We start from the raw sequence: 1,835 nt of genomic DNA on the forward strand, positions 1-1,835 counted from the left end.
GAAATGCAAGACATTGATTTAGGGGATGCCCCAGACAGCTATGGTATCGACCCAACATTAGGTGGTGCATACCATATTATTACCAATACATCGAATCTCTATTTGGGTAATTCAACCATTGATACCGATACCAGTGCTCAAGCATCGAGTGATGCACTGGGGGATGATAACAGTGGCAGTGATGATGAAAATGGGCTTGCTGCGGCATTGATGCCGATTCCATTAGGAAGTACCTCTTATTCTATTGAATTAACGGTTCGTAATACCACAGGAAACGATGCTTATCTTGCTGGTTGGATCGACAGTAATCGTAATGGCAGTTTTGATGCGATTGAAGGACAAGTTGTCACCATTGCAACAGGACAAAATGGGGCTTTCACTTACACATTGAATCCCGATCAACTGCGTTATTTAACAGCAGGCAATAGCTTTATTCGTTTTCGTTTATCCACCGACCCTTTAACGATTACCGACATGAATGGCATGGCTAGTGATGGTGAAGTCGAAGATCATTCTGTTTTACTAGGCGGTGGTGATTTTGGTGATTTACCAGATACGTCTAGCAGTACAGCGGCCAATAATTATCAAACCGATTTAGCGAATAATGGTCCTTACCACAGTGTAGATGGTTTGAGCAGCGTATATTTAGGAGAGCAAGCGCCAGATGCAGATAATGCCTCATTACAATCCCCAAATGCCGATGGTGATAATCTCGATGGAACCAATGATGAAGAGGGATTATTAACCCAAGCCCTGCCTGTTTTAGCTAATGGTGCTGGATACCAAGCCAATGTGTCTGTTACAAATAACTCATCTCAAGATGCTTATTTGTACGCTTGGATTGATTGGGATCGTGATGGCAGTTTTGAGTCAGATGAACTCATTCAACAAGCAGTGACAGTGCCGTATGGCGTGCAACTGATCCCTGCTAGCAGTGGAACCCAAACTTACACATTAAATTGGCTTAATGATGTTGCTACCGTCAATAACCGTACTTATGGCGTACGGTTAAGAGTGACCACACACCAGCTTACAGATGATAGTGGCACCGTGTCCGTAGATGAACGCTCGTTAGGGTTTGCTCCGAATGGTGAAGTGGAAGATTACTTTTTAACTGCAAACAACCTCGATTTAGGCGATGCGCCCGACAGCTACCAAACCCTGATTTCAAGCGATGGTCCAGCCCATGCTTATGTCAGCAATTTATATCTTGGTACTTCAACAATAGATAATGATTCCAGTGTTACACCTTCTCTTGCGAGTAACAGTGATGATATTACAGGTAGTGATGATGAGAATGGCGCTGAACAGCCTCTTGCTTTATTACCATCCAGCGCGACGTCATTCAGTATTGAACTGTCTGCGTATAATGCGTCAGGTTCGATGGCAACATTGGTGGCATGGCTAGATAAAAACCAAGATGGTACATTCAGTGCTGATGAAGTCGTTGATGTGCTGAATGTGGTCGCAAACGGCACACCTTTCACAAACGCCACATTTAGCCCTGATAATTACCCAACCGGTAGTGATAATCGCACCAATAAAGTCACTCTGACCTGGAACGGATTAAGTGGTTTAACTCAAGGAACCATGGGGCTGCGTATTCGTATTGCCAATACCACCTTAACCGCCAACGACTGGGGTGGTTTTGCTGAAGGCGGCGAAGTCGAAGATTACACCGTATCGATTGGTGAGTTTGACTTCGGTGATGCAGAAGACGGTGCCAGTGGTACCGCTTCTGGTGCAGGCGATTACCGTAGTACCCTCAGTGATAATGGCCCGTATCATGGTTTAAATAGTAACTTATTCATGGGATCTGCCGTACCAGATGCTGA

1 protein-coding gene is annotated in these 1,835 nt (G+C 44.7%); it reads left to right on the forward strand.

Annotation, left to right across the window (positions count from 1 at the left end; translation table 11 throughout):
- On the forward strand, positions 1–1,835 hold a 1,835-nt coding region (locus PAND9192_RS20750; protein WP_234999232.1), incomplete at both ends, for a GEVED domain-containing protein.

It is taken from the genome of Photobacterium andalusiense, from assembly GCF_900185625.1.
In the GTDB taxonomy this organism is placed as follows: domain Bacteria; phylum Pseudomonadota; class Gammaproteobacteria; order Enterobacterales; family Vibrionaceae; genus Photobacterium; species Photobacterium aquimaris.